We start from the raw sequence: 1,896 nt of genomic DNA on the forward strand, positions 1-1,896 counted from the left end.
TGGTGGTTCAGCATGGTCGGATAGCCGCCGCGCTCGGCGCTGTACGTCGCCGGGCCGCCGAACACCTCGGCCAGCCACGTCGCCACGTGCCTGGCATGGTCGGGGTCTATGTGCGCGAATAGCGGCGCCAGCAGATCGTCGGTGACCACCAGCTGCCCCGGTAGCCGCCGTCGGCCATCACCGGCCGCCCGTTTAGCTTCTGGTCGGTGCCCGAGGCGCGATAGACGATTGTGTCGTTGCGGTTGCCAGGCTGCGGGTCACCGACGGCGATGACCAGGCGGGTACTGGCGTCGATGGCGACCTGCAGGTTTGTCGAGTACCGGTAGTTCTTCCTGCGGGCGGCCAGGCGGCGGTCGCGGGTGGGGATCAGCGTGCCGCCGACGATCGCGATTTGCTCGACCGGTCGCTTCCGCACCGGCGCCAGGGCCAGCAGCGGTGCGAGGGTGTCGATGACCCGGTGGGCCGCGGAGTGCGACACCCCGAACAGCGGGCCGATCTGGCGCATCGTCAGGTTCGTGCGCCAGTAGGTGGCCACCAGCAACACCCTGCCGGCGAGGTCAAGGGCCAACTGCCGGCCCGGCCGGCCGTCGGCGATGCCGTCGCCGCCACGCTCGGCGACCAACCTGGACCAGCTTCCGGAACTGGGCGGGCTGCAGCCCCGTGAACGGGAAGATCCACGCAGACCTGGCCGCGGTGATCACCTGCACCCAGGCATCCTGCTCGACCATTCTGACCAGACAGACGCCCGGGGTTACGTGGCGTCCCTTAGCCTCGGCGCCTGGATGACGAACTTCTTCGCCGGCTCCGGGCCGAACAGGCCAGGGCGCTGCTCTACGACGCCGACCCGCACCACGCGGTGATGCTGGCCTGCGACCTGCTGGTGGCCGGCGTCGACGGCGACGCCGTGGTGGCGCTCGCGGCAGAGTCAGCTCGGACATTGCCGGCGCATGACGCGAATCGGCGCCTGACGGCGGTCACTGTCGAACTCGGACTCTCGGAGCCGGAGCTACCGACGGCGGTAGCGCTGATCGCGGCCTACACCTGCGAGCGGATCCTCGACCGCAGCATCCCCGCCGAGGTGGGAACCCACCGTCTCTACGTGGTGGGACACGAGGGCAGCCCGCTGGATGACCTGCTCCCGACGGTCGCCGCCCTGGCCGCGCATCTCGAAGACGACCTCGGCGGGCGGGCCGACGACGACCTGCAAACCCGGCTCGCCGCGCTGGCCCGTACCATCCTGAACCGCCTGACAGCTGGAAATTCGGCTTGAGGCTGCGCTGCCCGGGGGCTTGGGCGACCGCCGACACGCCGCCCTCTCCGGCCCGTGGGAGCATGATCGCTTCTGAGTTTCTTGCGGTCCCGCAGGCGGTCTCAACAACCCAAACGGTGGGCACGGATGCGAAAGCATGGCGAAGAAGACAACTGCGGCGATCCAATGCGAGCGGCGGGTTCATCGCGACAGTGACAGACGCTCAGAACCAGGGTCGAGGCGTGTCGACCTCCGCAACGAACGCGTCCGGCCGGAGTCCGGTGGACGTCCACCGGGACTCCGGCCGTGGCCTTACGTCTAGAAGAGCAGGAGGCGGCTGCCGCCCGTGTTCCGGCGGCCTACGCCATCACCACCACGTCCAATTCCTGAACCAAAGGAGTCCCCTTGAGCCTTAGAGGTCCTAACTCTTTGAGCGGTGGAGTCGGCGCCAGCAGATGATGGCGCAGGCGAGGGTGAGGAAGGCTTCGTGGATGTCGTCGCGGATCTCCCAGCGGATGCGCAGGCGGCGGTTGGCTCAAGATCTCCGGCGGCCTAGTACTCCAGCCGGGGTTGTTGACCTTGGCTGAGCTGTGGCTCGGTGCGGTGTGGGAACGAGGGCAGCCACCGTCGATCATGGACGGTTGTGT

Annotated in this window: 1 protein-coding gene and 1 pseudogene; one reads left to right on the forward strand and one right to left on the reverse strand. The window is 68.5% G+C overall.

The features are described 5' to 3' along the window. Window positions 1–151: 151 nt before the first annotated feature. Window positions 152–707: pseudogene (locus ACWD5O_RS37070) on the reverse strand (helix-turn-helix domain-containing protein); the annotation flags it as partial. Between the two features lie 152 nt (window positions 708–859). Between ACWD5O_RS37070 and ACWD5O_RS37075 the strand changes: the two are divergent. Next, complete coding sequence (locus ACWD5O_RS37075; RefSeq protein WP_450088165.1) at window positions 860–1,270, forward strand: hypothetical protein; 411 nt, start codon at window positions 860–862, stop codon at window positions 1,268–1,270. Window positions 1,271–1,896 lie beyond the last annotated feature (626 nt).

The sequence above is a fragment of the Micromonospora sp. NPDC005161 genome (genome assembly GCF_053599855.1).